28 protein-coding genes and 1 pseudogene are annotated in these 24,544 nt (G+C 61.5%); 6 read left to right on the plus strand and 23 right to left on the minus strand.

Annotated features, from left to right (window positions below; translation table 11 throughout):
- Positions 1 to 4: 4 nt before the first annotated feature.
- The 15 genes from RCF49_RS04610 to RCF49_RS04680 all read right to left on the minus strand — a co-directional run bounded on the left by RCF49_RS04610 (position 5) and on the right by RCF49_RS04680 (position 10,157).
- Positions 5 to 445 (minus strand): NlpC/P60 family protein, encoded by a 441-nt coding sequence (locus RCF49_RS04610; RefSeq protein WP_342642868.1) that lies wholly within the window; start codon positions 443 to 445, stop codon positions 5 to 7.
- Positions 417 to 1,316, minus strand: coding sequence for a DUF2163 domain-containing protein (locus RCF49_RS04615; RefSeq protein ID WP_342642869.1), 900 nt, complete (start codon positions 1,314 to 1,316; stop codon positions 417 to 419). The genes RCF49_RS04610 and RCF49_RS04615 overlap by 29 nt, the downstream gene beginning before the upstream one ends.
- Positions 1,313 to 1,945 carry a DUF2460 domain-containing protein gene (locus RCF49_RS04620; RefSeq protein WP_342642870.1) on the minus strand — a complete coding sequence of 211 codons (633 nt, stop codon included), beginning with the start codon at positions 1,943 to 1,945 and terminating at the stop codon, positions 1,313 to 1,315. The genes RCF49_RS04615 and RCF49_RS04620 overlap by 4 nt, the downstream gene beginning before the upstream one ends.
- A gap of 11 nt (positions 1,946 to 1,956) precedes the next feature.
- On the minus strand, positions 1,957 to 2,538 hold the full coding sequence (locus tag RCF49_RS04625; protein ID WP_342642871.1) for a phage tail tape measure protein: 582 nt from the start codon (positions 2,536 to 2,538) through the stop codon (positions 1,957 to 1,959).
- Complete coding sequence (locus RCF49_RS04630; protein ID WP_342642872.1) at positions 2,528 to 2,764, minus strand: rcc01693 family protein; 237 nt, start codon at positions 2,762 to 2,764, stop codon at positions 2,528 to 2,530. Before RCF49_RS04630 ends, RCF49_RS04625 begins: the two co-directional genes overlap by 11 nt.
- Positions 2,751 to 3,074, minus strand: a complete 324-nt coding sequence (locus tag RCF49_RS04635) for a gene transfer agent family protein (RefSeq protein WP_342642873.1) — start codon at positions 3,072 to 3,074, stop codon at positions 2,751 to 2,753. The genes RCF49_RS04630 and RCF49_RS04635 overlap by 14 nt, the downstream gene beginning before the upstream one ends.
- A gap of 11 nt (positions 3,075 to 3,085) precedes the next feature.
- The gene (locus RCF49_RS04640; RefSeq protein ID WP_342642874.1) at positions 3,086 to 3,499 is read right to left on the minus strand and encodes a phage major tail protein, TP901-1 family; all 414 of its coding nucleotides are present in this window, start codon (positions 3,497 to 3,499) and stop codon (positions 3,086 to 3,088) included.
- A gap of 79 nt (positions 3,500 to 3,578) precedes the next feature.
- Positions 3,579 to 4,001 carry a DUF3168 domain-containing protein gene (locus tag RCF49_RS04645; RefSeq protein ID WP_342642875.1) on the minus strand — a complete coding sequence of 141 codons (423 nt, stop codon included), beginning with the start codon at positions 3,999 to 4,001 and terminating at the stop codon, positions 3,579 to 3,581.
- Positions 4,002 to 4,182: 181 nt separating this feature from the next.
- The gene (locus RCF49_RS04650) at positions 4,183 to 4,509 is read right to left on the minus strand and encodes a phage head closure protein (RefSeq protein WP_342642876.1); all 327 of its coding nucleotides are present in this window, start codon (positions 4,507 to 4,509) and stop codon (positions 4,183 to 4,185) included.
- Positions 4,506 to 5,081, minus strand: a complete 576-nt coding sequence (locus RCF49_RS04655) for a head-tail connector protein (protein WP_342642877.1) — start codon at positions 5,079 to 5,081, stop codon at positions 4,506 to 4,508. The genes RCF49_RS04650 and RCF49_RS04655 overlap by 4 nt, the downstream gene beginning before the upstream one ends.
- 104 nt (positions 5,082 to 5,185) lie before the next feature.
- Positions 5,186 to 6,460 carry a phage major capsid protein gene (locus RCF49_RS04660; protein ID WP_432807369.1) on the minus strand — a complete coding sequence of 425 codons (1,275 nt, stop codon included), beginning with the start codon at positions 6,458 to 6,460 and terminating at the stop codon, positions 5,186 to 5,188.
- Positions 6,457 to 6,987, minus strand: a complete 531-nt coding sequence (locus RCF49_RS04665) for an HK97 family phage prohead protease (RefSeq protein ID WP_342642879.1) — start codon at positions 6,985 to 6,987, stop codon at positions 6,457 to 6,459. Before RCF49_RS04665 ends, RCF49_RS04660 begins: the two co-directional genes overlap by 4 nt.
- 71 nt (positions 6,988 to 7,058) lie before the next feature.
- Positions 7,059 to 8,258, minus strand: coding sequence for a phage portal protein (locus RCF49_RS04670; protein WP_342642880.1), 1,200 nt, complete (start codon positions 8,256 to 8,258; stop codon positions 7,059 to 7,061).
- A 101-nt stretch (positions 8,259 to 8,359) separates the two neighbouring features.
- The gene (locus RCF49_RS04675) at positions 8,360 to 9,604 is read right to left on the minus strand and encodes a DNA-packaging protein (protein WP_342642881.1); all 1,245 of its coding nucleotides are present in this window, start codon (positions 9,602 to 9,604) and stop codon (positions 8,360 to 8,362) included.
- Between the two features lie 46 nt (positions 9,605 to 9,650).
- The gene (locus RCF49_RS04680) at positions 9,651 to 10,157 is read right to left on the minus strand and encodes a hypothetical protein (RefSeq protein WP_342642882.1); all 507 of its coding nucleotides are present in this window, start codon (positions 10,155 to 10,157) and stop codon (positions 9,651 to 9,653) included.
- A 553-nt stretch (positions 10,158 to 10,710) separates the two neighbouring features.
- On the opposite strand from RCF49_RS04680, the gene RCF49_RS04685 reads away from it, so the two are divergent.
- The 3 genes from RCF49_RS04685 to RCF49_RS04695 are packed head-to-tail and all read left to right on the plus strand — an operon-like array spanning position 10,711 to position 14,134.
- Positions 10,711 to 12,933, plus strand: coding sequence for a transglycosylase domain-containing protein (locus RCF49_RS04685; protein WP_342642883.1), 2,223 nt, complete (start codon positions 10,711 to 10,713; stop codon positions 12,931 to 12,933).
- 17 nt (positions 12,934 to 12,950) lie between these two features.
- The gene (locus tag RCF49_RS04690; RefSeq protein WP_342642884.1) at positions 12,951 to 13,544 is read left to right on the plus strand and encodes a DUF1214 domain-containing protein; all 594 of its coding nucleotides are present in this window, start codon (positions 12,951 to 12,953) and stop codon (positions 13,542 to 13,544) included.
- Positions 13,544 to 14,134 (plus strand): DUF1254 domain-containing protein, encoded by a 591-nt coding sequence (locus RCF49_RS04695; RefSeq protein ID WP_342642885.1) that lies wholly within the window; start codon positions 13,544 to 13,546, stop codon positions 14,132 to 14,134. The genes RCF49_RS04690 and RCF49_RS04695 overlap by 1 nt, the downstream gene beginning before the upstream one ends.
- A 533-nt stretch (positions 14,135 to 14,667) precedes the next feature.
- Here the strand turns inward: RCF49_RS04695 and RCF49_RS04700 are convergent.
- On the minus strand, positions 14,668 to 15,471 hold the full coding sequence (locus tag RCF49_RS04700; RefSeq protein WP_342642886.1) for a peptidoglycan-binding domain-containing protein: 804 nt from the start codon (positions 15,469 to 15,471) through the stop codon (positions 14,668 to 14,670).
- Between the two features lie 437 nt (positions 15,472 to 15,908).
- Between RCF49_RS04700 and RCF49_RS04705 the strand changes: the two genes are divergently transcribed.
- Both RCF49_RS04705 and RCF49_RS04710 read left to right on the plus strand, forming a co-directional pair.
- Positions 15,909 to 16,355 (plus strand): DUF5330 domain-containing protein, encoded by a 447-nt coding sequence (locus tag RCF49_RS04705; RefSeq protein WP_342642887.1) that lies wholly within the window; start codon positions 15,909 to 15,911, stop codon positions 16,353 to 16,355.
- Between the two features lie 73 nt (positions 16,356 to 16,428).
- Positions 16,429 to 16,890 carry a SufE family protein gene (locus RCF49_RS04710; RefSeq protein ID WP_342642888.1) on the plus strand — a complete coding sequence of 154 codons (462 nt, stop codon included), beginning with the start codon at positions 16,429 to 16,431 and terminating at the stop codon, positions 16,888 to 16,890.
- A gap of 153 nt (positions 16,891 to 17,043) precedes the next feature.
- Here RCF49_RS04710 and RCF49_RS04715 read toward each other — a convergent pair whose 3' ends face one another.
- Together RCF49_RS04715 and RCF49_RS04720 are read right to left on the minus strand one after the other, a co-directional pair.
- Positions 17,044 to 17,880: a DUF6456 domain-containing protein gene (locus RCF49_RS04715; RefSeq protein ID WP_342642889.1), complete on the minus strand. Its 837-nt coding sequence runs from the start codon at positions 17,878 to 17,880 to the stop codon at positions 17,044 to 17,046.
- Positions 17,881 to 17,888: 8 nt separating this feature from the next.
- The gene (locus RCF49_RS04720; protein ID WP_342642890.1) at positions 17,889 to 18,227 is read right to left on the minus strand and encodes a helix-turn-helix domain-containing protein; all 339 of its coding nucleotides are present in this window, start codon (positions 18,225 to 18,227) and stop codon (positions 17,889 to 17,891) included.
- A 270-nt stretch (positions 18,228 to 18,497) separates the two neighbouring features.
- Between RCF49_RS04720 and RCF49_RS04725 the strand changes: the two genes are divergently transcribed.
- Positions 18,498 to 19,064 (plus strand): helix-turn-helix domain-containing protein, encoded by a 567-nt coding sequence (locus RCF49_RS04725; protein WP_342642891.1) that lies wholly within the window; start codon positions 18,498 to 18,500, stop codon positions 19,062 to 19,064.
- A 153-nt stretch (positions 19,065 to 19,217) separates the two neighbouring features.
- On the opposite strand, the gene RCF49_RS04730 is transcribed toward RCF49_RS04725, so the two are convergent.
- The 5 genes and pseudogenes from RCF49_RS04730 to RCF49_RS04750 form a co-directional block, all read right to left on the minus strand.
- Complete coding sequence (locus RCF49_RS04730; protein WP_342642892.1) at positions 19,218 to 19,694, minus strand: PAS domain-containing protein; 477 nt, start codon at positions 19,692 to 19,694, stop codon at positions 19,218 to 19,220.
- 194 nt (positions 19,695 to 19,888) lie between these two features.
- Positions 19,889 to 21,118: an acyl-CoA dehydrogenase gene (locus RCF49_RS04735; RefSeq protein ID WP_342642893.1), complete on the minus strand. Its 1,230-nt coding sequence runs from the start codon at positions 21,116 to 21,118 to the stop codon at positions 19,889 to 19,891.
- Between the two features lie 19 nt (positions 21,119 to 21,137).
- Positions 21,138 to 23,230 (minus strand): annotated as a pseudogene (locus RCF49_RS04740) (S9 family peptidase).
- 147 nt (positions 23,231 to 23,377) lie between these two features.
- Positions 23,378 to 23,800: a peptide-methionine (R)-S-oxide reductase MsrB gene (gene msrB / locus RCF49_RS04745; RefSeq protein WP_342642894.1), complete on the minus strand. Its 423-nt coding sequence runs from the start codon at positions 23,798 to 23,800 to the stop codon at positions 23,378 to 23,380.
- 38 nt (positions 23,801 to 23,838) lie between these two features.
- The gene (locus RCF49_RS04750; protein WP_342642895.1) at positions 23,839 to 24,375 is read right to left on the minus strand and encodes a MaoC family dehydratase; all 537 of its coding nucleotides are present in this window, start codon (positions 24,373 to 24,375) and stop codon (positions 23,839 to 23,841) included.
- Positions 24,376 to 24,544 lie beyond the last annotated feature (169 nt).

Raw genomic sequence — 24,544 nt, forward strand, 5'->3', positions numbered from 1 at the left:
CCTCTCATATGTTGAATAGGAATGCCGCTGCCAGGCGCCTCAGCCACCACGGGTTGAGGCTGACCTCGCTCACGGCGATGCCCTGATGAACATGGATCATCCGATCGGGCCCGGCGAGAATTGCCGCGTGCTTTGCGACACATCCTTCACGCCAGCGAAAGGCCACGATCATGCCCGGCGTGAGACAATCGAGTGAAGCGGAACAGAAATGCGCGGCAAGGCCGCGGAGCAGCAGCTCATCTCCGGTGGCTTCCGCCCAGTCTGGTGCGTAGAGGGGCAGCCGTTGCGGAACGTCACCACCGAGATCCCGCCACACACCGCGCACGAGCCCTATGCAATCGCATCCCACGCCGCGCAGGCTCGCCCGATGCCGATAAGGTGTGCCAAGCCAATGACGGGCGGCCGCAACGACCGCCTCACTCGCCGGCGAAATTGCCGCCCCCATCGAGATTGGCCTCACCGGGATTGGGGTAAGCCATCACGAAGTCCTTGGTCGGCATATGCGGGAAGCCGCGAAAATTGGCGCCATTGGCGAACTTGGCCCGGCAAGTGGCGAACCGCTTGTCGCACCCCGCCTCCACCATGAATTGGTCATTGACCGCGATGATCCCGGCCGGCGCCTGCCAGAGCTCGATAAAAACGATGCCAGCCTCTTGCCGGTGCGTCTTCACCTCCGAGGCAACACCCGCATTGGCACCCGTGGTCCAGACGAGCCGTCCCCGCTCGAACCATCTTACTGGGAAGTTGCTGAGGCCGCCCGCATCCAGCCTGCGATTAGCCTTCACCGCCTCGACGCTGCCGAACCCGCGATAGCTCTCGCTCGAAAGCGAGACGCCGCATCGCTGATCCCCCAGCATCGCATCACAGGTGAATTGGTAAAGGCGGCCCTGCGGTTGATTAAGCCGATGCGCCAGCCCGCGGATCTCGGCGGAGAAGGCCTTGCCGCTCCGTGTGACCTCCCCCAGATTGCCCTTCCGCATCAGCACCCATTGGCTGGGTTTCTGCCAATTGACCCGCAGGATCTCCACATCCGCATCGTCGTAGCGGCCTGCCGCGATATCCTCCTCCGTGATCTCGGCAGCGCTGAGTGCTGCCTCGGCTTGCATCGTATCGACTGCAAGCCCGAGCGCCGACGTGATCTCGCCTGCGGTAAACCCCGTACCGGCTTTATAGGTCACGCCCTCGACGATCAGGTCTATGTCGTGGTCCGTAAATCCCATCACCTGTCCGTCATGCCGTGTAATCTTCCAGCACCAGGCGAGTGTCGTTGCCCCATCTTCAAGATGCGCCTGAAGTTCGGGATCGAGCGTCTTCATCGCCGCACCTCGATGAGGGGAATGTGAGGAATGTCGCCGACGCCGAACGCTGTAAGATTGATGTCGAGTGCGTCGGTGTCAAAGCGCACCGGCACGTCGAACTCATAGCCGGCGGTGATCACCGCGCCATCGGCCGGCGGCACCGCGAAACTGACCAGGCCTGTCGCGTGATCGACCGTGAAATCCGCGCCCGCGGCAAGCTCTCGCCCTTCGATCGCCACCCGCACCGTGGCCGCGACCGGCTTGGTGATCGGCCGGACATAGAGCCTCTCGCCGGATTTGTAGCGCTTTACCAGTTGGAACAGGGCCCTGGTGCCGTCACCCGTCCCGATCTGCTGATCCACCGGCGAGATTGGCGCACTGGGCGCACTGGATTTGAAATCCGTATGGTCCTTAAAGCGAAATCCGTACAGCCGGCCCGCCCGCGCCTCGAAAAACGCGAGCACCTCGTGAAGGTCGTCGAGCGACTTGACCCCATACCCCGCATTATACCGCCGCCGCGAATGGACCCAGCGCCCGTTGCGCTCCTCTCCGCCCGAGGCGAGCGTCACCACATCCGTCCGCCGCTCGGGACCTCCCGATGAGCCAAGGGAGATGCTCGTCGGAAACCGCACCTCATGAAAAACCATGTTGTCCTCGCTCAAAGGTTTCGCTGTCCCCTCGCGATCGCCCGGGCCAGCATGGCGCCGATCTCCGATTGCGACCGCTGGAAGCCGGAGACGTCGGGGGTTGTCACATTGAAGGTCACCTGCACGGGCCGGCCATCACCATCGCTGCGCACGCCGAGCCGCCCGTCAGACCCTCGAGCCAGAGGCAATATCGCCTCAGGTCCTGCCTCACCCATGAGCCCCGTGCCGCCGCGCATGGGAAACAGCGTTGGCCCGGCAACGACGCCACCGTCGGCGAACGGCTTGAGCACACCACCGGTGAAGACATTCCCGCGCGCATTCGCCGTAAGCCCCGTGACCGCACTGCTCAACGCAGCTCCCAGCCCTTCGGAAAAGGGCCGCAAGGCAGCCGCAAGCGTCTTGTTCGAAAGCGACAGGATCAGCGAGCGCATGACATCGCTGAGCTTGCGTCCGCCAACCGCCGCATTGGCAAAGGCGCGCGTGATCGAGCGCTCGAACCCGTCGGCCAGCCGGCCCAAATCGTCGAGCTCCTTCTTGAACTGGCTCGCATCAAGCCCGATGGCCATATCGAGTTCTGGGCGATCATCCGCCATGGTTTGCTCCTTCCCCATCGGGATAGCGCATCATCAATGCGACCAAGGTGCCGCGATCAGGCCTATCCGGCGCGGGCTTGATGCAACCGGCCCCTTCCAGCGCCGCCCTAAGCTCTCGCGGCGTCATCTGCCAGAATTGGGCGGGCGGCAGCCGCAGCACGCCAAGCCCCACGCCCATGAGCTGTCTCCAGGGGAAACCTGGGTGCTCGCCATCACGAACCGCCATCGCCGCTTCCGAAACTTGCTTTGAGCAGAGACGCCGTGAGCCTCACGAACCCGGCCGCCCCGCCCTCGATCTGCATGCGGGCCACCGTCTCATTGTCGATATCCTCGCCCGCCCCGCGCAACCCTGCGCCGATGATCCTGATGATATCGCTTGCCTGAAGCCGCCCGCCTTCGAACCGCTCGGCAAGCCTCATGAGATCGATGCCGCCATAGCTGTCCTCGAGCTCGGCAAGCGCGCCCAGAGTGAGGCAAAGCCTGTACTGCCTGCCATCGAGCACGGCTTCGATCTCACCGCGATGTCTGTTGACCATGTGCGCTCCCCTCAAGCTGCCGAGAAGCTCAGCACGCCCGCAGATTCGAGCGCGATCTCGAAGGTGAGCTCCCCGTCATGCTGGCCCGCATAATCGAGCGCGGTGATTTGGAACGGGCCTTGGAGGATGCCGAAATCCGGTATGATCACCTGCCAGTCGCGAATGAGATCGCCGAAAAAACAGGCGCGCACCCTTTCATCCGAGCTTTCATCGCGGAAGATCCCCGCACCCCGGATGCTGGCGGAACGAACCCCGGCTCCGCCCAGCAATTCACGCCATCGTTGGGCTGAATCCGCGTTGGTGACATCGACCATCGCTGCATTCAGCCCGATCGAGTGGCTCCGTAAGCCAGCGATGGTTGTAAACTGCCCACTGCTTTCGACATCGACCTTCAATAGAAGGTCGCGGCCTCGTTGAGCCGTCATGATTGATCTCCTCAATGGAAAGGCAAGCTTGGCCGGCCGCCGCCAGTTCAGTAGGGGGAAGAGGCTCGGCGCCACCAGACTATTGGTCCTGAGCCAGCGGCTCGGTCACCGCTCTCAGCCGCATTACGCCGTGATAGGTCACCCCGTCGGGATCCCTCAATGCGTGCCAGAATACGGGTCGCAGATTGATGAGCTTATGCCCATCGAGGCTGGGCAGGTCCTGATCCAGCGCCGCGTCCACGGCCTCCATGACATCCTGCACTTCCCGGCGTCCCGCCGCCCGCGACCACACATGGATCGTCAGCTGATGCTCATGTCCGCACCGGGTCTGAGTGCTCCAGTCATTGGTCCTGATGTCCCCGATGGTGATGTATGGAAAGCGTCTATGCTCATCCACATCATCGGCGATGCCATCGGCACCGACCATTTCGATAATCTCAGCATTCAGGCTGAGTTGATCGAACAGCGCCCTTTGCAGGGCGAAAGCAGCACCCTTGCTCATCGTTGTCCCCGCTCGTTCTCTGACATCGGCCGGATATCCGGATGGACTGTCTCGGCCGCCCGGGAACCACTGGCGGCTCCCGCCCTGGTCGGGGAGAGGATCATCTCCCTGACCTGCTCTGTGACGGCCGCTCTGATCTGCGCGCTAAATCCTGATCCCCTTGCGGTCCGCTTTATGATCCTCATGGGACCAGCCTCTCGCGAACGACGTAGGTGAGAAATCGCCCGCGTCCGTCATCATCCTGCAGGCCATCGATCTCGAAGATCCTCTCGCCCTGCCGGAACCGCATGCTCGTCGTCACGTCACAGCCGCTTCGCACCGTGATCCGGTGCGTGACCGACGCGGCGATCTTCTCCGCCTTGACCCCAGAGGCCTGCCGTATTGGCCTGATATCTGCCCACATGCAGGCCACAGGCGTCCACTGCACCACAGCCCCGCCCGCCCCATCCGACGTCCTCGCCGGTGCCTCCAGCACGAGCCGATGCCGGAGCCGTCCGATCGCGATCACAGCGCCATGATCCGGTACGGGGCAACGAGCGCATTGATCATGGCCGGGATTTCGAACGCGTGATCGCCGAGGGCGACTGGCTCCCGGTTCTCGTACCAGTGAGCGACGAGTTGCAGAATGGCTTGGCGCAACGGTTGGGGCACGTCTTCGGGCGCATCGCCATAGCCGGCCGTGATCTCGATTTCGATCCCGCGGAATGGCTTGTCCGGGCGCGGCCATTGTCGGCCGGATCGCGGTCTGAGCCTCGGGAGACTGCCCGTATCTGCGGTATAGTCGGCCGGCTCGATCTCCCTGGCTGCTCCGCTCTCCGCATGAAGGATCACGCTGTCCACCGACTGAACCGGCCGGATCGCCAGCGTGATGACGCCACCCTCCGGCCACTCGTCCAGGAAAACCGACCATCCCTGGGTGATGAACATCCGACGGGTCGCGATCTCGAGATGAATCCTGGCCGACGTGATGAGAGCGGCAATCAGCTCATCTTCCAGGCATCCGGCCACCCGCAGATGGGCCCTTGCCTGCTCGAGGCTCACCGGCTCGACTGCCGGCGGTGAATTGGGTACCGACATCATGGCTCGACTCCGGGCATTCTATTGCTGGAAATGAAACGGGCGCGGAGACGGTATCCCGTCATCCGCGCCCGCAATTCGGCACGTCTGTCTGGGGGGAGGCGTTGTCAGGCCGTGCCGAATTTGAGAAGCTTGATCGCGTCGAAGTCCTGCACCCCGCCGCCGACCCGCTTGGTCGTGTAGAACAGAACATAGGGCTTCGCCGAATAGGGATCGCGCAGCACGCGCATCCCGAGGCGATCAACGATCAGATAGCCGCGACGGAAATCGCCGAAGGCGATTGCGGTTGCATCAGCGGCTATGTCGGGCATGGCCTCCGCCTCGACCACCGGGAAGCCCATGAGGCTTGCGGGCGATCCGGCCTGCAGCGCAGGTTGCCACAGGTAATTCCCATCCCCGTCCTTGATTTTGCGGACTGCCGCCTGGGTTTTGCGGTTCATGACCCAGCGGCCGTTCTGCCGATATCCCGCTTTGAGTGAATAGACCAGGTCGATCAGGATATCGGCAGCGTCGGTTGCAGCGAAGCCTCCCGAAACGCCGGTCGCCAGATGTCCCAGATTGCCCCAGCTCCAGGAGGAATTGGCGACCGTGTTATAGTCGAGAAAGCCGCGTGGCTTGTTTGAGCCGTCACCTGCAACGAATGCCGCACTCTCCTGCTCGGCAAACACCGTGCGGACCTCGTCCACAATCCACTGGTCGATATTCACCGCCGCATCATCGAGCAGGCTCTGGGTTGCCGCCGGCATGGCATAGAGCTCCATCGTCGGGAACTCGATCGAGGCAAGGCTTGGCGAGGTGGTTTGCGTGCGTGCATCAGTTTCTGCAACCCAGCCCGTTGCAGCCCCGGTGGTCACGAAGGGTTTCTTGTAGGTGGCACCTGAAACCTGCCGCACGCTCGCGATCGCACGGATCGGCGAGACATCTCCCAGCAGGCGCCCGATCTCGGTTTCCGTCTCCTGGGGAACGAGATAGCCGCCATCCGGCCCCGATCCAACCGACAGCGCTTTCGCTTCCAGGGCTGCGAGCCCCTGCGCCTCCCCTTTGCGCATATAGGCATGGAAGGCGGATTTATGCTGCAAGGCGTTCAGATCCAACCCGACCTGCTCTTGCCCTCCCGAAGTCCCCATCCGCGGGCGGGCGGCCTTCAAGACCAGCGCATCGAGCTGCTGCTTCTGCTCGTCGAGCGCCATGTTGATCCGCCCGACCTTCTCCTCCGTGAGGACGTCCGTCGCCATGCGCCGCTCGAGCTGCGCCAGGCGTTCGTCATTGGCCTGCTTGAAGCTTTCGAAGGCCTGCATGAAGCCCTCGAACGCCATGCCGATATCGCCCGTCTGCGGACGGGCAACCTTCATCTCCAGAGCTCGATCTTCCATATCTCTCATCGTGACGTCCTCTCATTGGCAGCAGGTGATGTCAGGAAGGATTGGGCAGCAGCCCGTATGGCCGAGGCAGACAGGCCCTCGCGCTGTACAGGCCGGGATGCAATGGGGCCTGTCACGAGCCTCGCTTCGGCGAGAAGCGGAAACGTGACGATCGAGATTTCCCAGAGGTCGATGGCCGTCAGCAGCCTCATTCCCGTCACGCGATCCCGTTGAGCATGCAGCGTGCGAAAGCCGATCGATAGGCCATCCAGGGCGCCGAGCCTGACAAGACGCGCGATCTCCTCTGCGCGCTCCACACCTTCCGCAAGCAGGCCCTGCACCTTGAGCCCGTAGCCATCCTCGCGGATATCGGTCCAGAGTCCGATGGGCTGCCCCGGATCATGCTGGAAGAGCATTTTGATGCCAGCGGGCCTGCGGCGGGCGAGCGAAGCGCTGAAGGCGCCCCTGGCGACCACATCACCGGCGCTATCGGCGCGGCCGAACACGCTCGCATAGCCCTCGATCATCATTGATGGATCCACGATCATTCTCTCTCCTGCAGACTGAAGCAGGTTGCTCGGGGAAGAAGTGCTGAAAGGGATGTGACGTGCCCGCAGGATCAGTCGCCGCGGCTTGGCCCATAACCGACAGCGGCACGCTTCTCGTTGGTCGTCAGAAAGTCGGCGGCGGCGATCCGCGACCACAGCGCCTCTCGTTCTGAAGAAAGCGCCTCGATCTGGTCGGCGTCATACCAGAGCCGGAGATCGTGCCCGAAGCTCGGCGCGAGCCACTGGCTCAATGCGCGCGCGGTTTTCCCAACCAGCGGCAGAACCGTCTGGCGCCAGAATGTCCGATTGGCCTCCGCGTAATTGGCGAAGGTGTTGTCGCCGGGAATACCAAGCAGCATGGGTGGCACACCGAAAGCCAGGGCGATTTCTCTGGCTGCTGCATGTTTGGCTTCGATGAAGTCCATATCCCGCGGGCTCAGGCTCATGGATTTCCAGTCGAGCCCGCCCTCGAGCACCAGGGGCCGTCCTGCATTTGCCGCCCCCTGGAAGGAGGCTTCGAGCTCCTGCTTGAGCCGCGAAAACTGCTCTTCCGATAAGTTGCCCGAGCCGTCCTGGCCGCCATAGACCAGCGCACCCGAGGGGCGTGCCGCATTATCGAGCAGGCTCTTGTTCCATGCCCCCGCCGCGCTCTGAATGTCCACGCTATGGGCGGCAGCCTCGAACGGGCTCAACCCGTAATGCTCATTGATGGGATTGAACAGCTTGAGATGAAGGATCGGCCACTGCCCGCGACCGGACTGGTCGAAACGCACCGTCTGCCCGTCCACCGTGTATTCATAGGCGTCCGGCCAGCCATCCCCTCCAGGCACCGCCCGCATCCGGTCGGGTCTCAGCACATAGAGTTCGCGCGCCGCACCATCGATGCTGACCACCTCCATATAGCTGTTTCCGGCAGTCTGCAGATAGCCGTAGAAGTCTTCGAAGAGATCGATGCCGTTGGTGACCGGATTTGGCCTCGCGAGCAGCTCGAGCAGCGGATGCTGCATGATCTCCTCGTCACCACGGTAGAGCAGCCAAGGAACGGACGCCGCCGCCTCTGCAATCATCCTCACGCAGCGATAGCCAACCGCGTTCCGCGTAAAGCCCTCCCGGGCGAGATCCGCATAATTCCGCGGCGTCCATACCGGACGCCCCTGCATATGCAGCGCGACCAATGCACCGCTCGCGCTTCGTTTGATTTCGCCGGCAGCTACGGACGGCCGCCTCGCCTCTTTGCCGGCGAGCTGCCGCAATCGCTCAAAAATTGCCATGAGGATTTCCCGTTTATGGGTGACTTGCGGCACCGCTTACGCGCGCATGATCATCCGCGCGCATGCGGTGCTGGCTAAGACCGCTGACTGGCTCGATAATCCTAAAGGCTGCGCACCCGGGGCGCCTTGGGCCTGCCGAGCATCAATTCGGTCATCGCCCAGACCAGTGCATCCGCCCGGTCGGGGCTGCGGCCGGCGCTGGCAATGACGGCCTCGAGGCTACAGAGCTCATCTTCGAGTTCAGCGAACACCCCCACATGCGAGATGCGTCCCTGCTCGTAAAGCGCTGCAATAGGTTCGGCCCGGGTCTGTTTGCCGCGACTTGCGCGTACCGCGCGGAACGGTATGCGCGGGTCAATCTCGCGGATAACGGCCTCCACCATGTCGCCCCCCTGGTTCACTTCGGCGATGAGCCGGTCAGCCTCATAGGCATGGAACAGCTCCACCGCCCGCTTCGCCCAGCGAGCGGGCGCGGCCCCTTCGAGCGTGCCGTCTCGCAGCACATAGCCGCGGCCGTCACCACCCAGCCCCGCGCAGATGATCCCGCACGCATTGGCACCCGTGCCAGCCGTGGCCGGCGGATCGACCGCGACGACGATCCGAGCCAGCTCGGGCGCGGCCGCCACCCGGTATTTCTCGATATCGGCGCGCTTGAACAGTGCGCGGGGATCATCATCGATCAGCTCCCCATCGAGCTCCTGGCGGCCAAGCGCCGTGCCGCCATACTTGCCTTCGACGACCGCCAGGAACGACGCGGCGAGATTGGCCGCATTGTCCCGTGTTTTCGCCCGTGAGACCCGCGTGCCCGTTTCCGCCAGGAGCTTATGGAGGATCGGCACCGGCTTTGGCGTCGTCGTGGCCACGATCCGCGGCTTGGGGCCGAGCCGTAGAGCAAATTGCAGCATGTCCCACGTTTCGTCCGGATTGCGCCATTTGGCGATCTCATCGCACCACGCGGTTTCGAACTGTGGCCCGCGCAATTGATCCGGCTCCTCTGCTGAAAACAACTGTGCGACGGCTCCATTGGCCCACGTCACCGTCCTTTTGGACGGCTCATAGACAGGGCGGCTCCGCCGGTCATGAACCGCAAGCAGGCCGGACTCCCCCTCCACCATCACCGAGCGGACATCATTCAGCGTCTGCCCCACAAGGGCGATGCGCCGCGCCGGAGCGGGGCTGAAGCACAGATCACCCTTGACCTGCGCTTTGATCCACTCCGCCCCGGCCCGGGTCTTGCCGGCGCCGCGTCCACCCATCAGCAGCCACACGGTCCAGTCTTCATCATAATGGGTGAGATCGGGCGGGAGCTGGTCCATGCGGCCACGCAAGACCCAGTCCCGTTGCATCGCCAGCAAATCCGGCAGGCCGAGCCGGCCTAGCCGTGTTGCCCGCTCAGATGGGGCCAATGAGCCCCAGCCGTTCCGCAAGTTCCGCGCGCACGATATGTAGTACCTTCTCGTCTCGTTCAGGGTTGGGCTCCTCGGGCTTCCCTCCCCCCTTCATCTCCAGGTCGATAAGCTTGTCGATGGCATTGACGATCGTCGCCATGGCGCGCGCCGATCGCTCATTCAGGGCGCTGTCATTCGGATGGCGCTCATTGATCGCAGCAAGCTGCTCGAGCTGATTGGTGAGCACCTCGAGCATGCGCGCGCGGATCTCGGCAATGGTCATGCGCTTGCGCGTCTTGGCCCTGCGTGTTGGCAAGGGCTCGTCGCCTGCCGGTGCGGGGCGCCCGCGCATGGTGCCCCCCTGCCGTGCAGGCCAACCCTCGCGCAATGCCCGGCGCGAGATCCGTGATGTCGAGACGCCGAACTGCCGCGAGATCTCGTTGAGGCTCGCTTCGCTGGCCGAATAGGCCGCTCTGATGGCGTCCCAGTCGACGGAACTCGATCCACCCATATGCGATTATCCCTGGAACGTTGCCGGTGATTAAATATGCAGCGGCATCCCTGCCCTTGCGGGGCAAGCCACTTTGATGAGACCAGAATGCCGAGGGGAAATGGTCGAGAAGCGAGGATGGACAGAACACCCAGCCGGGAGCCGAGGCGCCGGACATCAATGCACTGTGACACTTTCTGGATTGTGATAAATTTAACAGAATTAGCGTTTCGCTGTCAAGGTTATTTTACCCAGCGTGCAATTTTCTCCCAATTTGCGTTAATCCATAAACCTTTGCTGGGCCACTGTTCTCACCGACTTGGCAAACGACTCTGCCAGTCCAAGGCTTGGTCATGTATTCTTCAGTCCCATTGTCGTATCATCGCCGCAACTGGCGCTTATCAGCCGTCCACGGCTGCGGTATAGGAACACTGGATGCGATGCCCTCTCGTCCTATGGCGGGCGTTCGCTTCGGTGACGGGAAAGCGCACTACGCGGTTTGAGAGCCCTGCACGTGTCAAAACCTCGTTCAGATAATATTGTTTACCGCTTCTTCTACACGTTGGAATCGTGGGTGAGTTCCATTCTGTATGAAGCAGGCGAGCGCCTTGGCCGCATATGGGATAATTATGCGGCGCGCCTTGCCCCACTCAAGGTTTCAGGGCTTCCTCGCGCCTTCTTCGAGGTCGGTTCCGATGGTCTGACCCTTGGCCTCCTCGCGGCTCTTGGCATCCTCTATTACGCACTACCCCCGTTTAGCGGCACTGGGGATATCTGGAACCGTGGCCGGGAATATGCCATCACCTTCACCGATGCCTCGGGCACCTTCATTGGCCGCCGCGGCGTTCGCCAAGACGACAACATCGCCCTCGATGAGATCCCTCCTCATGTAATTAAGGCGGTGCTTGCCACGGAAGATGCCCGCTTTTTCACCCATATCGGCGTAGACTTCTTCGGCACCGCCCGTGCGCTCATTCGCAATCTGCGCGCCAATAATGTTGTCCAGGGCGGCTCGACGCTCACCCAGCAGCTGGCCAAGAACCTGTTTCTGAGCCCCGAACGGACCATTCAACGCAAGATCAACGAGGCCTTCCTCGCCTTGTGGATTGAGGCGCGCCTGACCAAGCCCGAGATCCTCAAGCTCTATCTCGACCGCTCTTATCTCGGCGGTGGCACCTATGGCGTCGAGGCGGCCGCCCAGTTCTATTTTGGCAAATCGATCCGCGACGTGAACTTGTCTGAAGCGGCAATGTTGGCCGGCCTGTTCAAGGCGCCGAGCAACTATGCGCCCCATGTTCACCCCGATGCGGCAAGAGCCCGCGCCAATGTTGTGCTCCACCGTATGCTCGACGCCGGCTATATCAGCCAGGGTGAGCTGTTCGCGGCGCGGCGCGTTCCCGCCCAGAGCACCAAGCCGCCCAGCTATTTCGCGCCCGATTACTTCCTGGACTATGCCTATCAGCAGACTCTCAAGATCCTCCAGGACAAGAACCTCGCGCATGAATATGTGATCGAGGTTAGGACCACGGTCGACACCGAGCTCCAGAAGACCGCCCAGGCCACCATCAACAAGATCCTGGAACAGGAGGGCCGTCCGCTGCACGTCTCCGAAGGCTCTCTCGTGGCCATGCGGCCGGACGGGGCGGTCAAAGCCATCGTGGGTGGCCGCGACTATGAACAAAGCCAGTTCAATCGGGCCACGTCTGCCCGGCGCCAGCCTGGCTCATCCTTTAAGCCTTTGGTCTACTTGGCGGCACTCAAGGCGGGCTACCATCCCGACACGATCGTCTATGATACCCCGGTCTCGATCGGCCGATGGACGCCGAAGAACTACTCGCGCAAATATTCGGGCCGAACCACCCTGGCCTATGCGCTGCGCCACTCCCTGAATACGATCCCGGTGCAGATCGCCATGAAGATCGGCCGGAAATCGATCATCGAAACGGCGCAGGCTGCCGGCATTCGCTCGCCGCTCCTCTCGGTTGCCTCCCTCCCGCTTGGCACCAACGAGGTCACCGTCATCGAGCTGACCACCGCCTATGCAACCTTGGCCAATGGCGGCAAGTCGGTGAGTCCATACGCGGTGATCGAGATCCGCCGGCCCAATGGCGAGCTCCTTTACAGCCGCGAGCGCGACGAGCCCGCGCCACAGCAGATTTTTGACCCGGTCAACGTCGCCGATCTCAATTATATGCTGAACCAGGTTGTGACCCAGGGCACCGGCCGCCGCGCATTGCTCGGTTTCACGCCGCAGGCAGGCAAGACCGGGACCACGCAAGATTATCGCGACGCTTGGTTCGTCGGCTTCACCGCGCAATATGTGACCGGCGTCTGGTTCGGCAATGACGATTATTCCCCCATGAAGAAGGTCACCGGCGGCTCCATTCCGGCCACCGCATGGAAGACCTTCATGGAGAAGGCGCTGGCAACCCAAGTAGCAGCACCCCTTCCCGGCATTCCCCTCGACAACAGCTATGCCGCCTATGTGGCCCGTCGCCAGAGTCAGGACCAGAAGCTGCCGCCTGCCCTCGCCAGCACCGAGCCCCGGTCGCAGAAGCGGTCCGGCTCAGCGGTTGCAGCCGTTTCCCCACAGCAGCGCCGCGCGGCAGCGCAAGCGCAAATGCTGCCGCCGGTGGCCTCTGCAACGCCACAGACGCAGCAGGGAGGCGTGCTCCAGCGGATCTTCGGCGGCCTATTCGGCGGCCGCCAGCAGCGGGCAGAGCCCGCACCGGCGGGGACGGCACGTCCCCAGGTGCGCGGCGGCAATTTTCAGGGTAGATTCCAGAACAACCGTTGATGCCGCTGCAGGGCCCAATGAGCCGTACCTCTCGTTCTGCGAAGATCCTGTTGAACGTGTTCGCATTTGTCATTGCGGGCTTGGCAGTGGGTTACTTGACCGTGGAGATGGCCGTAACCCGCGGCTTCTCACCGATCATTCAGAAAGCAGGCCCTTGGGTCGTCTGGCCCCACGCGGCCAGTGTCGATGCGGATCCCTATACGCGCGCGCATTTCGCCAGTTTTGGGAAGCTGGGTTTATTGCCGTTCGAAGCACTGGAATACCGCACCGAAAAAGACAGCAGCGGCGCGCTTCTCGATCAGTCCTGCACATATGTTCTGACCGGGTTGCCTCTGTCGGGCCGCTGGTGGAACATTGCAGCCTACGAGGATGATCGCCGTTTGATTGCCAATCCGGCCGATCGGCATAGTTTCAATTCAGAAAACATCATCCGCGAGCAGGATGGCTCGTTCCGTATTACCCTCTCAAGTCAGCCCCATCCCGGAAATTGGCTTCCGCTCGGCCCGGGCGGTGCGTTTCGCCTGATCCTGACGATTGCCGATCCCCCAGGCCACTACCGCAACGACCCGACCAATGTCCTTGTGCCGCAGATAGAGCGGAGATCCTGCTGATGGCGCGTCTGGCATTCTGGAGCACCGCTGTCATTCTGCTTGCGTTGGCGACCCACCTCGCCTCGGTGCTGTTCAGCCCGGCGGTCAGCATGGCGAGTACCTTGGAGCGGATCTTCTCGATCGCGCCGGTCAATAGGATGACGGTGCTCGATCAGGAGGTGATGGGCAATGTTGTCCGCGAGCTCAACCCCGATCTCGTCTATGCGATTTGCCCCTATGACATCGGTTCTCATCCGCTCGCCATTGAGGCTCACATTCCCGATTTCTACTGGTCGATCAGCGTCTATTCCGCGAAGGGCGACAACGTGTACACCCTGAACGATCAGCAAGCGGGTGTCAGCATCCTGCGCTTTCGTCTCGCCTTGGATCAAGCTGGTTTCAGCCTGGAGGAGATGGTGGCCGACAGCGAGGCTGAAGAGGAAGCAGCCGAGGCGGAAGCGGCAAAGGGCGACGATACGGTCGTCATCAATACGCCCACGGCCCAGGGCGTTATTCTGTTGCGGGCCTTTATGCCGGATCCCGCCTATCGCGGTCGCCTCACCGACGCTTTGGCCGCTTCATCCTGCCGCCCGGCTCAAGCAACATCCTGACCCACGCGCATTTTGCCGAGCTGAGTGGCTGGCGTCCCTTGGCCATCGGCCGCGGAAAGCGCCTACCTGCCGTGAGCCGAGCATCATCAACGCGCGCGGCGCTCTGCAGCCTCGTGATTTTCGGCCACCGCATGTCTGGCAGCACCGGCCTCCCCGAGACGCTCGATCCGAATGCCCGGGAAAATAATGATGCTGCAGGGGCTATCGGATGATACCCGTATATCGGTCGACCTTCGCACTCTCGGGAATTCGAGCAGGTTCGACATGGTCTGATCCCTTCCGGTGATCGACGACGGGCGGGCGCCATGGGCCAGCCCCGTCATAACAGCGTGACTTGGTTAACAAATGGCTAACAGCGCACAAGGCTGGAGAGCCCTGTCCCCCGTTGCGCGGACGAATGCCCACGACGGAGAGGATCATCTCCATAACAAATGAAGCCTGAGTTTCGTTTCGTGTTAAATTTGCGCAGAAATCAGGAACAATTCCTACAAGTGCCAATATTTGGGAATATTGATTGAAGCTGTCTTGCCTTCTCAAGCCTCGTTGAGGCTGCTGAGCCCGGTGACCTTCATCAATTCTTTGAGCACCGTCTCATCCAACTGCCCGGTGACGGGCAAGTCTCGATCTCGCTGAAACTGCATGATCGCCTCCCGCGTCTGCCGCCCGGCAATTCCATCCGCGGGCCCAGGCTGATAGCCAAGCTCAGCCAGGCCTCTCTGGATCAGCTTCATCCGCTCCCGCTCTCCCTGACCGCTGGCGCTCTCAGGTGCTGACGAATGGGATCGCCCGCTCGATCGCGATGGGGTGGACGCACCCGCTTGCTCAACCGCCGCTGGAGCATTGCCCTCAAACCGGCTCGCCCTGAGGAAGGCGATATCGGCGGCGATCTGCTCTAGAAGCGGCTGCGACAGCCGCCCATCTGCTGCAAGCCCCCGGTCCGCCTGGTAAGCCGAGATGGCAGCATCCAGCCCCTTGCTGCCGCGGCCGTCCACCGCACCCTTGAAATAGCCCAGCGTCACGAGTTGCGCCTGCACATGCCGAATGATCGGCGAGACCTGATCCACTTCGCCGCCCATCGGCGTCTTGCTCACGGCCGATGAGGGCAGCCGCCCGAGCCCTGGCTCTACGCCAGTCGTGCCTGTCGTCAGATCCGGCTTGGCCATGGGGCGCGCTGCGCGCTTTGCGGCCCACCCCTCGCCGAAGGGTGCCGGATGCTTGCCAGTCTGGGCGATGAGCGCGTTATAGAAGATCCCGCACCCCGCGAGGAAAACCAGTCCGAGGGTGATCGCTCCGCGGAAGGAAACCGCGGGTGGTGTTTCGTCCAGCAGATCCTTCACGGCCGCATTCCTTGGCAGGCTGATGCAGGCCCCGCGGCTTGTTGGCGCCCAGCGCTCGAGGGATCCACCGCCCGAGCCTTGCCGATCCCCTTAAGGCACTGATGACGGAAGTTGGTTCGCATGGGACAAATCACGATACTCACCGGGCCGCCAGGCAAGCGCACCCGTCATGACATTTGCACTGCTTGGCTTAATGAAGTTTGAACCTTAACACGCGAAACCCTACTCTCGCACCGGGCAATAAGCCCTTTCGACAACTTTAGTGAAATTGTCTCGTCTATTCTCCAACGAGACAATGGTATGTAGGCTGATTGAATGAAACGCGCCAGAGAGCTTATGCGTCGGAACTGCGGAAGGGGTGGTGCCGGGTGTTTGCTGTGGCGACAGGGTTCTCGACCCCGCATTGTTGAAACTCGCCATGATGATCGGGATGCGCGATGATGTCCTTGTTTCGGATCCTTCTCATTCTCGTCGTCATCATCATGATCCTGCCGGTTGGCAATGACGCCCCCGAGGCGACGGGACCTGCGCCCCAGTCTCAGGTCTCGACCGGCCAGTTCGTGGATGCGGCCGTTTCGGCGGCCTACGATGTATCGGGTATCTGCAGTCGCCAGCCGGTGGTCTGCACCATAGGGCACGAGCTATGGACCACATTCCAGCGAAAGTCCCTGTTCATCATCGGCGCCGCCTATGATTGGCTGAATGGCTCTCGCGAGCAGGCATCCCCGCTCATCCCGCGCGACCAGAACGCCACGGCCCGCGAAACCTCGAAAATGGAAGGCGGCACTGGTCCACGCAGCGACCGCCTTGAGAACCAATCCGATACCCTGACCGAGCGCGATCTCCTGGTTCCCTGGCGCGGTCCGGCAGGTCCCGCCGGATGAGCGGATAAGCATTTCTCAAAGCCACCCCTGCTCTGCGCTTGTCGCGGCCTTCGGAACGCATTATCTCGGGCCTATGACTGACACCCTGAGCCATGCTTCAGCTTCCGCGCAGCGCGCGGCCGTCGATCGGTTGATCGAAGATTTCGAGCTGCTCGACGACTGGGAAGAGCGCTATCGCTATCTCATCGAGCTTGGCCGCGATCTGCCTCCCCTCGCTGATGAGCTTCGCACCGGCGAAAACAAGGTGCGCGGCTGCGCAAGCCAGGTCTGGCTCGCAACCCATGTTGATAAATCGAACCCCACCGACCCCGTGCTCACCTTCGAGGGGGACAGTGACGCGCATATCGTCAAAGGTTTGATTGCGGTGCTGTTCACCATCTACTCCGGCCTCCATGCTCGCGCAGTTCTTGCCGTTGATCCGCAGGAAGTCTTTTCGAGGCTCGGCCTTCGTGAACACCTGACCCCGCAGCGGTCCAACGGCTTCTCCGCCATGGTGAGCAGGATCCGCGCCGATGCCCAGGCCGCTCTTGCCTGACCATCGCAGCCTTCCATCCTTCCCGAGCATGATTTCCAACCGATGCGGGGACGCGAGTCCGGCACGCACGGAAAGATCACGCTCATGGAAAACCGAAGACGGCACGCGGGATGCATACGGCAGGCCCGTACTCGGCGGCATGACTGCTCTGCCTCAGAGGCTGGGTCGATACCCCTCAGCGCCCCAGCTCCGTACCGTTGCGCCCTGGCGGCGTTCCGCTCGCCCGATCAGCCCATAATGACGCGCGAGCTGTGTTAGTGCGATTTGCAGCACGATCTTCGCTGAGCGCGGCGGCCATCCAAAGCTTCGTTCCGCTGCCTCCAGCCCATTCGCAAGACAGCACACCTCTAGCAATACCCGTGTGAGCTCTGGCCCGATCGCATCGAGCGCCGCATTCAAGCGCGCCTTGGCGGCAATCACAGCATCCTGAAGCTCGCCTGCCCCTGCCGCTCTCGAATGATGTCCGCCATTGCCAACCACCGAAGCATCCCATCGTGAGGTGATCGAGGGGCTCATGCCGGCCAGCGTGAAATCCCGCCGCAATCTCTCCCCGGCTGCCACCTGCTCTGCCGTGATCATCGGCTGCCCGTTTGCATCCTTGCGGCGCGCGAGCCAGGTGAGCGGATTTTCCGCCGCATTGACCGTCACCTCCTGCCAATTTCCGTCATCCTGCCGGATCCGCTGCCGTCTCAAGAGCTGGTGCTGCGCCTCATAGGGGTCCGCCTTACCCGCATTGTGCCGTCGCAACCAAGCGCGGCCAGCTTGTGAGAGTTCGGCGACATCGCCGTCCAGGCAAAGCCAGTCCTTGGCGAGCCAGGCCGATACGATCTCTCCATCGAGCTCGATGCTGTGTCGCTCCGTCTCAGGCGGCACCAGGCGCCACCCCTCGCGTCCTTCGATGCTCTTCTTCCGGAAGATCCGGGAGCCCGTCGCCAGTTTCGGAAAAATCCTTTCGGCACTCCGGATGACCTTATGTTCGCTCGCAGCCATTCTAGCCCTCATGCCGACCGAGGCTGCCATGCGGTGGTCCGCCATCTGTTCAGTGCACTGTCCAGAGCGGTGAGCGCGAGGTCCACATCTGGATCATCCCGCTGATCCTCGATCTGCCGGCAGGCATGCGCGGCTGTCGTGCGGTCCCGACCAAACAGCCGCCCCACTTCCGTGAGTGTGAGGCCGCAGGAAACATGGGCGAGATACATCGCAATCTGACGCGCCCGCGCCACCCTGGCCTGGCATCTGGTCGAAGCCGCGAGTTCGGATCGCCGCACGCGATAGGCGCTGCATACGACGAAAATGATGAAGCCGTGCAGCGAAGTGAGTTCCGAGCCGGCGGTCAATCCTTTTACAGAATGCCCAATCCCTGAACTAAATTTCCCCACACCATCATGGCAATGTATTCTTCCGTATTGCACCACATCAAAGGTTTGAATACCGACCATTGCTGTTCTCCCGCCGCAACATTTTGAATCATCCCAAGACTGTCAGCTCGGGATGATTTCAATTCTTTACATGTAACCTTAACGCTGAAATTATTACCCGATCCAATACGTACGGGGATAAGTTGTAGGCGAGAGATCGCTTATAATACGCGGCAAGGTGCTTGCGAAATGGAGACCAGGATTAGGGAGCTCCGGCATCGGCGGGGCTGGACCCTCAAGGCCCTGGCCGACCGTTTGTCCACCACACCGCAAACGGTGCAGCGTCTCGAGACAGGGGCCGTCACCCTCTCTACAGATTGGCTCGAGCGGTTCGCGCGGGCATTTGGCGTCTCTCCGGCCGAGCTGATCGGTGGCGGCGACCGGCCTGGCATAGAGCTTCTCGGCGAGCTCGGCCGTAACGGTCAGCTCCATGCAAAACGTCAGGAGGCCGAACGGTTTAGCATTGATGTGCCAGCAATCCAGCCAGTGGCCGTTCGCGTCAGTGAGCCTATCGGCCCCTACCCCCGCGGATCGATCCTCATTGGCAATCGCCTTGAGGGCCTCGATATGGCAGGAGTTCGTTCATGCGATGCTTTGGTCGCGCTTGACCATGGCGTCATTCTGTTGCGCCGGGTGATCCGCAGCGGCACCGACGATCGATTTATCCTGGTGCCCTTTTCAGCAGAGGATGACGTGAGTTACGATGTTGCGCCGCATTGGATTGCGCGCTTGGTGATGCGTATCGATTATCTCTGAACAGACAAGAATGGAGGCCACGCTCGATGGAATTCGGAGCGAGAAGCCTGCCGAACCAACGATTGGAGAGCTTGGTCGTTCTAACGAGCGATGCACCGTCCGGGCAGCTGCCGATGCTGCGGCGAGGCTGCCGTCTAAGGCCTGGCGATTAGCCTACTGGCTCTGCTCGAAGGCGAGGACCTTCGCCGCTCCGTAGACTGGATTGTCCAACGGCGCATGCAGATCAACGGCGGGAACAAAGGCGTCGTGACAAAGGATCATATCGATCCGGTTGCAGTCTGACGACAAGGGCAGCCGTAGCCAGAACTGCACCAGATGCTCTTTCGACGCCCGTGGCCCCCGTACCACGCCCTGCGCTGGCCTCCCGGTGCCGACCACCCGCTCATAAGCCGAAACCCAGTAGTCTCGCCGATCGCCCCAATCCAGCTCGTCGAGATAGAGGCCCGTGATCTCCCGCTCATAGATGTCGCGCAGCCTTGTGCCGGCAAGCCGCACCCTGAAACGCTGATCATCGCGTGTCACGTCGATCAGGCTGATACCGGGAAGCAGTTTGGGAAAATGAGCCGGATTGATATCACATCGTGCTGGAAGCGGCCTGTCACCGCTGCGGGCACTCCAGTAATCATACAACTGCCGCTGCTCTGAGACGATCAGCTGTGCCCTGAATGTGTCGTGTGTGGATCCCGAACCCAAGGCAGTTCCCGCTCAACGAATCAGTAAGACACCCTCTGGGAATCCTTATGAATCGGTTAGCGGACGAGCACAAGTCCCAACCGTTTGTGAGCAGGGCGGTATGGGCCCGGATGCAACCGGGCCCAGCTTGTTTATTGAAACGCCTGGATACCCGTCTGAGCCCGGCCGAGAATTAATGCGTGTACGTCGTGCGTGCCTTCGTAGGTATTCACGGTCTCGAGATTGACCAGATGGCGGATGACGTGGAACTCATCCGAGATCCCGTTCCCGCCATGCATGTCGCGGGCCATCCGCGCAATCTCCAGCGCCTTGCCGCAATTATTCCGCTTGAGCAGCGAGATGGCCGGCGGAGCTGCACGCCCCTCCTCCAGTGCCCGGCCCAGAGCCAGCGCCGCATGCAGGCCGAGCGTGATCTCGGTCTGCATGTCCGCGAGCTTTTTCTGGATCAGCTGGTTTGCGGCGAGCGGCTTTCCGAACTGGTGACGGTCAAGCGTATATTGCCGCGCGGCGTGCCAGCAGAACTCTGCAGCCCCCATCGCGCCCCAGGCGATGCCGTAACGCGCCTTGTTCAGGCAGCCGAACGGCCCCGACAATCCCTTGGCATTGGGCAGCAGATTCGCCTCGGGGATGAAGCAGTCCTCAAGCACGATCTCGCCGGTGATTGATGCCCGCAGCGAAAACTTGCCCTCGATCGTCGGTGTTGAGAAACCTTTCGTCCCCCGTTCGACGACAAACCCGCGAATCCCCTCATCTTCGAGCTTCGCCCAGACCACAGCCACATCGGCGACGGGCGCATTGGAGATCCACATCTTGGCCCCATTGAGCACGAAGCCGTTACCATCGCGGCGAGCGCGCGTCTTCATACCACCGGGGTCCGAACCGGCATCTGGCTCCGTCAAACCGAAACAGCCGATGAATTCGCCGGAGGCCAGCTTGGGCAGATACTTGCGACGCTGCTCTTCCGTGCCATAGGCAAAGATCGGGTGCATCACCAGCGAGTTCTGCACGCTCATCGTCGACCGGTAGCCTGAATCGATGCGCTCGATTTCCCGTGCCGCAAGCCCATAGGCCACATAGTTGAGCCCCGCCCCGCCATATTCCTCAGGGATCATCACGCCCAGCAGGCCGAGCTCGCCGAGCTCGTTCACCACCTCCCGGTCGAACCGCTCTTCGCGGAAGGCCGACTGGATGCGCGGCATCAGCTTGGCTTCCGCATAGCTGCGCACGCTGTCACGGATCATCCGCTCTTCTTCGTTCAGCGAATGCTCGAGGCCGAGCGGATCCTGCCAATCAAATGGCACCTTGTCGTGATCAACGCTCGCCGGCTTGGCTCCCGCCTGGCTGCGCAGGGCTTGGCTCATCTGTTTCTCCAATCGGACTTCATTCTGCTCGCGACGTTATCGTGCAAGCGAAGGCATAGATCAACGCCACTTCTTTCAACCGGTCGAATCGTCCCGCCGCACCTGCGTGTCCCGCCTCCATATTGGTTCGGAACAGCAGCAGGCTATCGTCGGTCTTGGTTGCCCTAAGCCTTGCCACCCATTTGGCCGGTTCCCAATAGGTAACCCGCGGATCCGTCAGGCCCGCCAGCGCGAGAATATGGGGATAGGCTTGCGCCCGCACATTCTCATAGGGGCTATAGGACAGAATATAGCGAAAATCTTCTTCCGATGCGATCGGATTACCCCATTCCGGCCATTCCGGCGGCGTCAGCGGCAGGCTGGCGTCGAGCATCGTATTGAGCACATCCACGAACGGCACCTCGGCAATGATGCCGCGGAAAAGCTCGGGCGCCATATTGGCAACGGCCCCCATCAGCATGCCGCCCGCGCTTCCACCCAAGGCGACGATATTGCCCTGGCTCGTATAGCCCTCTCGGATCAGGTGTTTTGCAGCGGCGATGAAGTCCTTGAAGGTGTTTTTCTTCTTGAGATGCTTGCCGCTGCGATACCAGCGATACCCTTTGTCCTTGCCGCCGCGTATATGCGCGATTGCATAGATGAAGCCGCGGTCGACCAGCGACAACCAATTTGCATTGAACGCGGCCGGAATGGTGATGCCATAGGCACCATAGCCATAGAGAAGACAGGGCGCTGAGCCATCGAGAGGCGTGTCCTTGGCATAGAGCAAGGAGACCGGCACCAGCTCGCCATCCTCCGCCGGCGCGAACAGCCGCCGCGTCAAGTAACGCGCGGGGTCATGGCCGCTCGGCACCTCCTGGGTCTTGCGCAGCACCCTTTGCCGCGATGCCATGTCATAGTCGAACACCTGTCCTGGTGTGGTCATCGACGAATAGGTGAAGCGCAGCGTGGTCGTCTCATATTCGAGGTTTTCGCCAAGACCGAGCGCATAGGCCTCTTCCGCGAATGTGATGGCATGTTCCGCACCGCTGGCGAATTCGCGGATGACGATCCGCGGCAGCCCTTCATAGCGTTCAAGCCGCACCAGATGCGCCTTGAACGGCAGAATCCCAAGAATGAACCGCCCCTCTTCATGCGGGATCAGCTCGCGCCAGTTCTCCCGGCCGGGCGCATCGATGGGGGCCTCGACCACCTTGAAATCCTCGGCACCATTCGAATTCGTGAGAATGACAAGCCGGTCCTCATGATGCTCGACGGAATATTCATGGCCCGTCTCGCGCGGCGAGATCAGCACCGGCGCCAGATCTGGAGCCTGCGCATCGATGAGATAGACTTCGGATGTCTGGTGATCATGCGCATTGATCTTGATGAAGCGCTGGCTCTGCGTCTCGCCGACCCCCACGAAGAATCCGGGATCCTGCTCTTCATAAACCAGAATGTCTTGGTCACCCGGTGTTCCCAGCCTGTGCCGGTAAACCCGGCATGGCTGATGGCGTTCATTATTCCACGTATAAAACAGCGTCTTGCCGTCGCTGGCCCAAACGGCGCCGCCCGTTGTGTTGCGGATGACATCCTCCAAATCGCGTCCGGTCTCGGTATCCCTGATGCGGATCGTATAATATTCGCCACCCGTCTCATCGAAACCATAAGCCACCAGCTTATGATCGGGGCTGTGCGAGACCCCGCCGAACCGGAAGAAGGCGCGGTCTTCGCTTAGACTGTGGCCATCCAGCAAAACCTCGACGGGACCACCCTCGCGGGGCTGCCGGCAATAGGCCGGATGCTCCGCGCCCGTCTCATAGCGGAAGAAAAATAGGCAAACGGCCCATCCGGCGCCGGCACACCTGAATCATCCTCTTTGATCCGCCCGCGCAACTCGCGATAGAGCCTGTCGCGAAAACCTTCCACATGGGCGAGCTCTGCTTCTGCATGGGCGTTCTCCGCTGCGAGATAGGCCCGGATTTCGGGATCGAGCGCCCCCGGATCTCGCATCACCTCCTGCCAATTCTCCGCCCGTAGCCAGTGAAAGGGATCCTCGAGCGTCACATCATGGATCTGGGTCACATGGGGATGTTTAGGCGCGCTAAGCGCTTGGGCAGTTTGCAAAGTCATAGGGCAGGTGTCTTCCAGAAGCCGGCCCTGTTTGGGGCACCCTTCAGGGATCGGCGGAATGAGATTGACGCGAATGTCCAAGGTCCGGTTTTCGGATCTAGCGATATCTTCTAATGGAGCCGCGGGCTGCGAGGATAACTTGGTCCTTTACTCCTGCGACGGCTCTTCCGGTTTGAGCTTGAGGGCGGTCCCGTTCATGCAATAGCGCAGGCCCGTTGGCTGCGGGCCATCCGGAAACACATGCCCGAGATGTGCACCGCAATTTGCGCACCGCACTTCGGTGCGCACCATGAAATGCGACCGATCCTCATGTTCCGCCACCGCCTCATCGGCGATCGGCTCATAGAAGCTCGGCCATCCCGAGCCCGATTCGTATTTGGTCTTGGATTCGAACAGCGGCGCGCCACAGCACACGCAGGTATAGACCCCCTGCCGCTTCTCGAAATTATACGGGTGGCTGAACGGCGGTTCCGTGCCGCAAGACCTGGTCACCGCAAACTGCTCCGGCGTCAGCTCGGCGCGCCACTCCGCGTCGGTTTTTTTGATTTTCGGCTGCTTCGGATCGGACATGACAGGACCTTTTCGGACGTATCTCGGCAAACGACGCCTTATTCGTAGAATATGGTGAGCAATTCGGCGATGGCCACCGGCTTCTTCACGCCCTCACGCTCCACGGTGAATTCGGAAACGGTCCGCAGCGAGCTGCTGCTCAACACCGCCTTGGCCAGCGTCACCCGCCCACGCAACCTCGTATTCACGGGCACCACCCCAGTGAAACGCAGTCGGTTGGCCCCCAGGTTGATCAATCGCTTCACCGAGGTCACCGTAAAGATCTGGCTGGTAAAATACGGGATCAGCGACAGCGTGAGATAGCCATGGGCAATCGGCTCCATGTCGAGCTCGGCCCGCGTCCGCTCTGGATCCACATGGATCCATTGGTGGTCATCGGTCGCATCCGCAAACCGGTTGATCCGGTCCTGCGTCATGGTGAGCCAGTCGCTCACGCCAATTTCCGTTCCTTGATCTGCCGCAAGGTCGGCCAGCGTCGGATAGATCTTCATGAAGTCCTGTCCAGGGCAGGTGAGAATGGTGGACCGATACTCAAGGATCGGCCCTCTGAACAGCCCCTTGTTGCCTTTCCTCATTCATCAGCCTTCTTGAGCGCCGATCGTGAGCTGCTGCTCGAATCTGTCATATGCGGCGCCGAATGCCGTTGGCTCAGCAAAACCTGTTGGATATAAGAGCCCGAATTATCTCGATCGCGCTTGATTGCTGACTGAGCGCATGGGAATGCCCATGCCTTTGCGCCTCATT

It is taken from the genome of Rhodoligotrophos sp. CJ14 (assembly GCF_038811545.1).
In the GTDB taxonomy this organism is placed as follows: Bacteria; Pseudomonadota; Alphaproteobacteria; order Rhizobiales; family Im1; genus Rhodoligotrophos; species Rhodoligotrophos ferricapiens.

Excerpts from the sequence above, each read along its gene's own strand:
- RCF49_RS04620 (WP_342642870.1), bottom strand. The coding sequence starts at position 1,945 with ATGGTTTTTCATGAGGTGCGGTTTCCGACGAGCATCTCCCTTGGCTCA.
- RCF49_RS04655 (WP_342642877.1), bottom strand. The coding sequence starts at position 5,081 with ATGATGTCGGTACCCAATTCACCGCCGGCAGTCGAGCCGGTGAGCCTC.
- msrB (WP_342642894.1), bottom strand. The coding sequence starts at position 23,800 with ATGTCCGATCCGAAGCAGCCGAAAATCAAAAAAACCGACGCGGAGTGG.
- RCF49_RS04610 (WP_342642868.1), bottom strand. The coding sequence starts at position 445 with ATGGGGGCGGCAATTTCGCCGGCGAGTGAGGCGGTCGTTGCGGCCGCC.
- RCF49_RS04625 (WP_342642871.1), bottom strand. The coding sequence starts at position 2,538 with ATGGCGGATGATCGCCCAGAACTCGATATGGCCATCGGGCTTGATGCG.
- RCF49_RS04710 (WP_342642888.1), top strand. The coding sequence starts at position 16,429 with ATGACTGACACCCTGAGCCATGCTTCAGCTTCCGCGCAGCGCGCGGCC.
- RCF49_RS04715 (WP_342642889.1), bottom strand. The coding sequence starts at position 17,880 with ATGGCTGCGAGCGAACATAAGGTCATCCGGAGTGCCGAAAGGATTTTT.
- RCF49_RS04705 (WP_342642887.1), top strand. The coding sequence starts at position 15,909 with ATGATGTCCTTGTTTCGGATCCTTCTCATTCTCGTCGTCATCATCATG.
- RCF49_RS04635 (WP_342642873.1), bottom strand. The coding sequence starts at position 3,074 with ATGGTCAACAGACATCGCGGTGAGATCGAAGCCGTGCTCGATGGCAGG.
- RCF49_RS04695 (WP_342642885.1), top strand. The coding sequence starts at position 13,544 with ATGGCGCGTCTGGCATTCTGGAGCACCGCTGTCATTCTGCTTGCGTTG.
- RCF49_RS04680 (WP_342642882.1), bottom strand. The coding sequence starts at position 10,157 with ATGGGTGGATCGAGTTCCGTCGACTGGGACGCCATCAGAGCGGCCTAT.
- RCF49_RS04735 (WP_342642893.1), bottom strand. The coding sequence starts at position 21,118 with ATGAGCCAAGCCCTGCGCAGCCAGGCGGGAGCCAAGCCGGCGAGCGTT.
- RCF49_RS04665 (WP_342642879.1), bottom strand. The coding sequence starts at position 6,987 with ATGATCGTGGATCCATCAATGATGATCGAGGGCTATGCGAGCGTGTTC.
- RCF49_RS04750 (WP_342642895.1), bottom strand. The coding sequence starts at position 24,375 with ATGAGGAAAGGCAACAAGGGGCTGTTCAGAGGGCCGATCCTTGAGTAT.
- RCF49_RS04640 (WP_342642874.1), bottom strand. The coding sequence starts at position 3,499 with ATGACGGCTCAACGAGGCCGCGACCTTCTATTGAAGGTCGATGTCGAA.
- RCF49_RS04660 (WP_432807369.1), bottom strand. The coding sequence starts at position 6,460 with ATGAGAGATATGGAAGATCGAGCTCTGGAGATGAAGGTTGCCCGTCCG.
- RCF49_RS04690 (WP_342642884.1), top strand. The coding sequence starts at position 12,951 with ATGAGCCGTACCTCTCGTTCTGCGAAGATCCTGTTGAACGTGTTCGCA.
- RCF49_RS04615 (WP_342642869.1), bottom strand. The coding sequence starts at position 1,316 with ATGAAGACGCTCGATCCCGAACTTCAGGCGCATCTTGAAGATGGGGCA.
- RCF49_RS04670 (WP_342642880.1), bottom strand. The coding sequence starts at position 8,258 with ATGGCAATTTTTGAGCGATTGCGGCAGCTCGCCGGCAAAGAGGCGAGG.
- RCF49_RS04645 (WP_342642875.1), bottom strand. The coding sequence starts at position 4,001 with ATGAGCAAGGGTGCTGCTTTCGCCCTGCAAAGGGCGCTGTTCGATCAA.
- RCF49_RS04675 (WP_342642881.1), bottom strand. The coding sequence starts at position 9,604 with ATGCAACGGGACTGGGTCTTGCGTGGCCGCATGGACCAGCTCCCGCCC.
- RCF49_RS04630 (WP_342642872.1), bottom strand. The coding sequence starts at position 2,764 with ATGGCGGTTCGTGATGGCGAGCACCCAGGTTTCCCCTGGAGACAGCTC.
- RCF49_RS04725 (WP_342642891.1), top strand. The coding sequence starts at position 18,498 with ATGGAGACCAGGATTAGGGAGCTCCGGCATCGGCGGGGCTGGACCCTC.